This is a genomic window from Streptomyces phyllanthi, from assembly GCF_009377205.1.
In the GTDB taxonomy this organism is placed as follows: Bacteria; Actinomycetota; Actinomycetes; order Streptomycetales; family Streptomycetaceae; genus Streptomyces; species Streptomyces phyllanthi.
This window is the reverse complement of the sequence record NZ_VJZE01000460.1, coordinates 1-7,247: the sequence shown is the minus strand read 5'-3', so window position 1 is coordinate 7,247 and position 7,247 is coordinate 1. Positions and strand designations below refer to the sequence as shown.

The 7,247-nt window shown below is 74.4% G+C and carries 7 protein-coding genes; 5 read left to right on the top strand and 2 right to left on the bottom strand.

The window, feature by feature from the left end:
• The 5 genes from FNH04_RS37955 to FNH04_RS37935 form a co-directional block, all read left to right on the top strand.
• Nucleotides 1-1,180, top strand: a 1,180-nt coding sequence (locus FNH04_RS37955; protein WP_228031850.1) for an ADP-ribosylglycohydrolase family protein, incomplete at its 5' end; no start/stop codon positions are given.
• 7 nt (nucleotides 1,181-1,187) lie between these two features.
• Nucleotides 1,188-2,375, top strand: coding sequence for an ADP-ribosylglycohydrolase family protein (locus FNH04_RS37950; protein ID WP_152790377.1), 1,188 nt, complete (start codon nucleotides 1,188-1,190; stop codon nucleotides 2,373-2,375).
• A 5-nt stretch (nucleotides 2,376-2,380) separates the two neighbouring features.
• On the top strand, nucleotides 2,381-3,772 hold the full coding sequence (locus tag FNH04_RS37945; protein WP_322725030.1) for an ADP-ribosylglycohydrolase family protein: 1,392 nt from the start codon (nucleotides 2,381-2,383) through the stop codon (nucleotides 3,770-3,772).
• Nucleotides 3,760-4,965: a CaiB/BaiF CoA transferase family protein gene (locus FNH04_RS37940; RefSeq protein WP_152790376.1), complete on the top strand. Its 1,206-nt coding sequence runs from the start codon at nucleotides 3,760-3,762 to the stop codon at nucleotides 4,963-4,965. Before FNH04_RS37945 ends, FNH04_RS37940 begins: the two co-directional genes overlap by 13 nt.
• A complete protein-coding gene (locus FNH04_RS37935) occupies nucleotides 4,962-5,837 on the top strand; it encodes an HpcH/HpaI aldolase/citrate lyase family protein (RefSeq protein WP_322725028.1) in 876 nt (291 codons plus the stop codon). Before FNH04_RS37940 ends, FNH04_RS37935 begins: the two co-directional genes overlap by 4 nt.
• A 91-nt stretch (nucleotides 5,838-5,928) precedes the next feature.
• Here FNH04_RS37935 and FNH04_RS37930 read toward each other — a convergent pair whose 3' ends face one another.
• Nucleotides 5,929-6,198, bottom strand: coding sequence for a hypothetical protein (locus tag FNH04_RS37930; RefSeq protein WP_152790375.1), 270 nt, complete (start codon nucleotides 6,196-6,198; stop codon nucleotides 5,929-5,931).
• Between the two features lie 79 nt (nucleotides 6,199-6,277).
• Nucleotides 6,278-7,216, bottom strand: coding sequence for an SDR family oxidoreductase (locus FNH04_RS37925; protein WP_322725032.1), 939 nt, complete (start codon nucleotides 7,214-7,216; stop codon nucleotides 6,278-6,280).
• Nucleotides 7,217-7,247 lie beyond the last annotated feature (31 nt).

The window sequence follows — 7,247 nt, the reverse complement described above, 5'->3', positions numbered from 1 at the left end:
CGGGAAAATCAACCCGGCCGAAGGCGAAGCCGAGGCCGAACACACGGCGCACCACCCGGAGGGCCGCCGCATCGAGGGCCTCCTCCTCGGCCTCGCCGCCGGGGACGCCGCCGGCTGGCCCGCGGCGCGGCACCGGGCCGCCCGGATGCCGGAGTGGACACGGCGGCTCACCCGCGAGCTGGACACGTTCGCCGAGCAGAACGCGACGACCACCCTGCCCGTGCCCATCGCGCTCAACCAGCCGCCGGAGCCGCTGAGGCTCGGGCCCTCCGACGACGCGGAGTGGGCGGTGTTCGCGGCGGAGGCCGTGCTGCGGGCGGGGGACGGCGGCGCTCTCGGCGACCTCAGCCGGGCGCGCCGTTTGCGCGCGGCGATCGACCTGTCATGGAACGCCGCCGCCGCCGAAGTGGCCGCGGCCGCCGCGCTGGCACCCGAGGTCGAGTCGGCCGTCCTGCCGCTGCGTGCCCGTATCTCCGTACGCGCCGGGCTCGGCAACCTCGCCACCGGTCTGCGCCCGCCCGCCACGGGCCACGACAACCCGCACTACTTCGACGACGCGGCCTGCGTACGGGCCTGTGTGCTCGCCATCGGACACACCGGCGAGCCGCTGCTCGCCGCCGAGCTGGCCGAGTTCGACGCGCGCTACACCCAGGACGGCGACGGGGTGCACGGCGCGCGCGCCATGGGTGCCGCACTCGCGCTGGCCCTGGACGGCGCGGACGTCGGCACCTGTGTGACGGCGGCGCTCGCCGAGCTCCCGGAGGAGACGGAGATCGGCCGCAACGCCCGGCACGCGCTCCGGCTCGCACGGCAGCACGAAGGCGAGGGCGCCTTCGCCCTCGTACCGCTCCTCGAACACGAGATCGTCGACCACGTCTACAGCTATGGCGTCGCGGCCGCCGAGACCGTCCCCGTGGCCCTCGCGCTCGCCACCGCCGCCCGCGGCCGGATCGCCGAGGCCGTGCCCGCGGCCGCCTGCCTCTCCCGTGTCGCCGACTCCGCCCCCGCCCTCGCCGGCGCCCTGACCGGCGCGCTCGGCGGCGCGGCCGCCATCCCCGCAGCCTGGCGGGACGCCTGCCGCACCCTCTCCGGCTGTGCCCTCCCCCGCCTCACCGGCACGGATCTCGTACACCTCGCCGAACTGCTCGCAGCCACGGAACTGGCCACCCCAGGTGAATGATTCGGGCATGAAGCACACTTCGGATACAGCGCCTGCTCCGGACGAACCGGAGGAGACCTCCACCCTGGAGGACCGGATCACCGGCGCCCTGGTCGGCGCCGCCGTCGGCGACGCGCTCGGCGGCCCCGTCGAGGGCTACTCCCCCGAGCAGATCGCCGAACGCCACGGCGGCCGCGTGCACGGCGTCGTCGGCCCCTGGCACGGCGACGACTGGCGCTCCGCCCGCCCCATCGCCCCGTACCACAAGGGCGACGGGCACGTCACCGACGACACCCTGATGACCCACGCGCTGGTCCGCGTGTACGCCACGGTCCGCGACCACCTCGACGCGTACGCCGTCGCCGAGCACCTGGTCCCCGACCTGATGACGACCCCGCGCTGGATCCCGGAGCTGGAGGCTAAGGCCCTCCCCCTCCAGCGGATCTTCCTCGCCGAGAAGTGGCTGGTGGCCCGGCTCCACTACGGCCACGTGGACCCGCGCGAGGCGGGCGTCGGCAACATCGTCAACTGCGGTGCCGCGATGTACATGGCGCCGGCCGGCCTGGTCAACGCGGCCGACCCGCGGGGCGCGTACGCCGAGGCGCTCGACATCGCGGGCGCCCACCAGTCGTCGTACGGCAGGGAGGCTGCCGGTGTGTTCGCGGCGGCGGTGGCGGCGGCGTGCACGCCCGGCGCGACCCCGGACTCGGTGGTCTCCGCGTGCCTGTCCCTGGCGAAGGACGGCACCCGGGCCGCGATCGAGTCGGTGTGCGAAGTGGCGTCCCGGTACGGCGACTTCGAGTCGGTGCTGAAGCCACTGCGCGAGGCCGTGACGCCGTACGACACCGTGGGCCCCGACTACCGCTCCCCCTCGCTCGGCGCCCGCCGCCCCTCCCGGCTGCACGCGATCGAGGAACTCCCCGTCGCGCTGGGCATGCTGGTCGTGGCGCGCGGCGACTACCGGCACGCGGTGCTCGGCTCGGTGAACTACGGCCGCGACTGCGACTCCATCGCCACGATGTCCGGCGCCCTGGCGGGCGCGCTCGGTTCACCGGTCCCCTCCGACTGGGCGAAGCAGGTCGCGGAGGCCAGCCGTCTCGACCTGCACGCCCCGGCGGCGGTCCTCGCCGAGGTGGCGCGCGAGGTGTTCGAACGGGATGTACGCCGTCGGAGGGCGCACGAGACGTCCTTCGCGACTCTGGCGGCGCTCCGGTGACCGCCGTGCGTCCCACAAGCCCCCTGCGCCTGACCTGGGTCCAGCCGGAGGACCTCCTCGGTCACGAACTGCGGCAGGCCGCCCAGGACGGTCGCGAACCGTCGGCGATCGCGGCCCGCTGGACCGCGGCGGGCGGCCCGGCGGCCCCCTACCGCGACGGAGCGTCACCCGAGCCCGTGTCGCCGTACCTGCGTCTCCTCGCCGAGGACCTGCTGGACGAACTCGCGGACCTGCCCAGCTCGTTGCGGGACGCGGAGCCGACGGACCTCGCCGGGATCCGCGCCCTGTGCCCCGACTGGCCGCCGCCCGCCGAGGGCCGTGCCGCCCCCGCCGGCCACCTGGCCCGGCTGGAAGCCGCGTGGCTCGGCCGGGCCGCGGGCTGCCTCCTCGGCAAACCGGTGGAGAAGCTGCCCCTCCACGCCATCCGCCACCTCGCGTGGGCCACCGGCAACTGGCCCCTCAGCACCTGGTTCACGGCCCGCGGTCTGCCCGCCGACCTCGCGGCCGCCCACCCCTGGAACCGCCGCTCGGCCGCCACCTCCCTCGCCGAGAACATCGACGGCATGCCCGAGGACGACGACCTCAACTACCCCCTGCTCAACCTGCTGTTGCTCGCGCGCCACGGCCCCGGCTTCACCACCGCCGACGTGGCCCGGCTCTGGCTCGACGAACTCCCCGCGGGCCGCACGTTCACCGCCGAACGCGTCGCCTACCGCAACCTCCTCAGCGGAATCGAACCCCCGCGCACGGCCCGCCACCGCAACCCGTTCCGCGAGTGGATCGGCGCCCTGATCCGCGCGGACGTGCACGGCTGGACCCACCCGGGCGACCCCGCGACCGCGGCCGGACAGGCCCATCGGGACGCGGTCCTCACCCACACGGCGAACGGCGTCTACGCGGCCATGTTCACCGCCGCCACCCTCGCCGAGGCCGCCACCGGCGCCCACGACGTCCACCACTGCCTGCGCACCGGACTCCGCGTCGTCCCGCCCGGCTCCCGCCTCGCCCGGGCGGTCCGCCACGCCATCGAACTGGCCCGGCTCCACGCCGACTTCGACACGGTCGTCGACCGACTCCACACCACCCACGCCCACTACCACTGGGTCCACGCCGTCCCCAACACCGCCCTGCTCGCCGCCGCCCTCACCCACGCGGACGGCGACTTCAGCGGCTCCATCTGCCGTGCGGTGTCGGGCGGTCTGGACACCGACTCGAACGGCGCGACGGCGGGCAGCGTCGCGGGCCTCCTCGCCGGAAGCCCCGCCGCCCTGCCCGAGCGCTGGACCCTCCCCCTCAAGAACCGGCTCACCACCTCCGTGGCCGACTTCAACGGCATCGGCTTCGACGCCCTCGCCCAGCTCACCCTCCGGGAGACCGCACCCCGATGCACCCAGTGAACGCCACGCCCGCTCCCCTCACCGGCCTCCGCGTCCTCGACCTCGCGACCCTCTTCGCCGGCCCGCTCGCCGCCACGATGCTCGGCGACTTCGGCGCGGAGGTCATCAAGGTCGAGCACCCGCGCAAGCCGGACCCGTCGCGGGGCCACGGCCCGTCGAAGGACGGCGTGGGCCTGTGGTGGAAGCTCCTCGGCCGCAACAAGCGCACGATGACGCTGGACCTGTCCACACCGGGCGGCCGTACGACACTGCTGCGGCTCGCCACGACCGCCGATGTGGTCATCGAGAACTTCCGCCCGGGCACCCTGGAGAAATGGGGCCTCGGCTGGTCCGACCTCTCCGCCGCGAACCCCCGGCTGGTCCTCGCCCGGGTGACCGCCTTCGGCCAGTACGGCCCGTACGCGCACCGCCCCGGCTTCGGCACCCTCGCGGAGGCGATGAGCGGCTTCGCCTCGATCACCGGCGAACCGGACGCCCCGCCCACGCTCCCGCCGTTCGGCCTGGCGGACTCCATCGCGGGCCTGACGACGGCGTACGCGGTGATGACGGCCCTCGCCGCCCGCGAGCGCACGAGCGAGGGCCAGATGATCGACATGGCGATCATCGAGCCGATCCTCACGGTCCTGGGCCCGCAGCCCCTCTGGTACGACCAGCTGGGCCACGTCCAGCCCCGTACGGGCAACCGCACCCAGAACAACGCACCCCGCAACACCTACCGCACGGCGGACGGCCGCTGGGTCGCGGTCTCGACCTCGGCCCAGTCGGTCGCGGAGCGGGTGATACGGCTCGTGGGCCGCCCCGAGCTGACCGCCGAGCCGTGGTTCGCCACGGGCGCGGACCGCGCACGCCACGCGGACGTCCTCGACGAGGCGGTGGGCGCGTGGATCGCCCGCCACACCCGTGAGGAGGTCATCGCGGCCTTCGAGAAGGCGGAGGCCGCGGTCGCCCCCGTCCAGGACGTACGGGACGTGATGCGGGACCCCCAGTACGAGGCGCTGGGCACCCTCACCACCGTCGACGACCCCGAGCTCGGCCCGCTCCGGATGCAGAACGTCCTCTTCCGCCTCTCCTCCACCCCCGGCGCCATCCGCTGGGCGGGCCGCCCGCACGGCGCGGACACGGAGGCGGTCCTGGCCGAGCTCGGCCTCACGGAGGCGGACCTCGCCGCCCTGCGAGCGGAAGGCGCCCTGTGACTCCTCCCGCCCCTGTGCCGACGGAGCCCTTCCCGCTGACCTGGCTGTACGTCCCCGGCGACCGGCCGCGGGTGGTGACCAAGGCGCTCGCCTCCGGGGCGGACGTGGTCCTCGTCGACCTGGAGGACGCGGTGGCCCCGGACCGCAAGGAGTACGCGCGCACGGCCACCGCGGAACTGCTCGCCGAGCCGCCGCTGGTCCCCGTCCACGTTCGCGTGAACGCCCTCAGCACCCCCTTGGCGGCAGCGGATCTCACCGCCCTGGCCCCTCTCCCCGGCCTCTCGGGCCTGCGCCTGCCCAAGGTGACATCCCCCGCGGAGGTCGTCCACGTGGCGGAGGGGTTCGCACCCGCCGAGGGTGGTGCGATCCCCCTGTACGCGCTCCTGGAGTCGGCCCTGGGCGTGGAACGGGCCTATGCCGTCGCCACCTCCCACCCGTCGCTCAAGGGGATCACCCTCGGCGAGGCGGACCTGCGGGCAGACCTCGGCGTACGCTCCGACACGGCCCTGGACTGGCCTCGCTCCCGGGTGGTCCTGGCCGCGCGAGCCGCGTCCCTCCCACCCCCCGCCCAGTCCATGCACCCCGACACGAAGGACCTCGACGGCCTGGCCCGCTCCTGCGACCACGGCCGCGCCCTCGGCTTCCTGGGTCGCACCGCGATCCATCCCCGCCAGCTCCCGGTCATCGAGCGGGCGTACCTGCCGACGCAGGAGGAGATCGAGGCGGCCGAGGGGATCGTCCAGGCCGCCGCCAAGGAGCCCGGCGCCCAGGCCCTCCCCGACGGCCGCTTCATCGACGCCGCGGTGGTGGCGTCCGCCCACCGCACGCTGTCCCTGGCCCGCAGAGCCGCATCCAGCCCGTCCGGCGTTTGAGGACGAGGCCCGTCCAGGGCCGAAGCGGGGGTCTGGGGGTGTGAGAAAGGGGTGCCCCTCGTCAGGGCACCCCTTGCGGCTTGGCCGGCCGTCAGATGTCGTAGTCCTGATCGAGCCGGTCCTCCGCCTCCCGCTGCTCTCGCTCCGTCTCCTGACGGTTCCGTTCCCGCTGCATACGCTCACGCTGCTGCTGGGACTGGGACTTGGGGGACTGGGACTGGGGGGACTGGGACTGCGCCCCGGACCGGGATCGCTCACTGCGAGGACGCTCGCCCCGCTCCTTCTGGCCCTGGCCGCGCCGCTCCTGCGCCTGCTGCTTCAACTGCTCGGCCTTGTCCTGGAACTGATCCTTCGAGCCCATGCGATTCACTCCCGTGATGGGTGAGGGGATCGGGCTCGACCAGACTGACACGACCGGACACACTACGCATATCGAGCGATTACGGACGGTAACCCGGGTCAGTCGCGGACGCGCCCCGCTCCTGCTCGTCGGCCGCACCGCCCGCCCCCACCAGCCCCGTCCGAACGTTCCGGAGCCGCGGCTCGAACCTCCGCATGTCCCGTTGCCCGACCGTCGCGACGATGCCCGGCAGATATCCGCGCACCCCCTGCAACCCCCGCAGCCACCACTGCCCGTACACATGGGCCGACCGCCGTTCGATCCCCGCGACGAGCCGGTCCACGGACGGTCCCGCCGGATACGTCCTGCCCGCCGGCCACGGCAGCCGCTGCCGCAGCTCCCGCATGACGTCGTCCTGGTCGGCGCCGCGCACCATGTCCGTGTCGGTCCACGACAGATACGCCACCCCGACCCCCACACCCTGGTGGGCGACCTCCGCGCGCAGGCTGTGCGCGTACGCCTCCACGCCCGCCTTCGACGCGCAGTACGCGCTCATCATCGGCGCCGGGGTCATCGCCGCGAGCGAGGCGATCTGGAGCAGGTAGCCCCGGCTCTCGGTGAGCGCGGGCAGGAAGGCGCGGGCCGTGACCGCCGAGCCGATGAGGTTGACCTCGATGACCCGCCGCCACGCCTCGGGGTCCGCGCCGGCGAAGGTCCCGCCGTTCGCGACGCCCGCGTTGGCGACGACGATGTCCACCCTCCCGAAGCGCTCCCGCACCTCCTCCGCGACCCGCGTCATGGCCTCCTGGTCGGTGACGTCGGCGTGCCAGTACGCTCCCCCACTCTCGGCTTCGCTCGAGCGGGAGGTACCCCCACCACCGTGCAGCCGTTCCGAGACCTGCTTGAGCGCGTCCGGCTCCAGACCGACGAGGGCGACCTTCACGCCGCGCGCCGAGAGCTTGCGGGCGAGGAGCTCACCGATGCCCCGCGCGGCACCCGTGACCACCGCGACCCGCCCGGCCAGACTCACCCGGCGCACGCGCCCCCGCTCACCACCCACACGCTCCCCA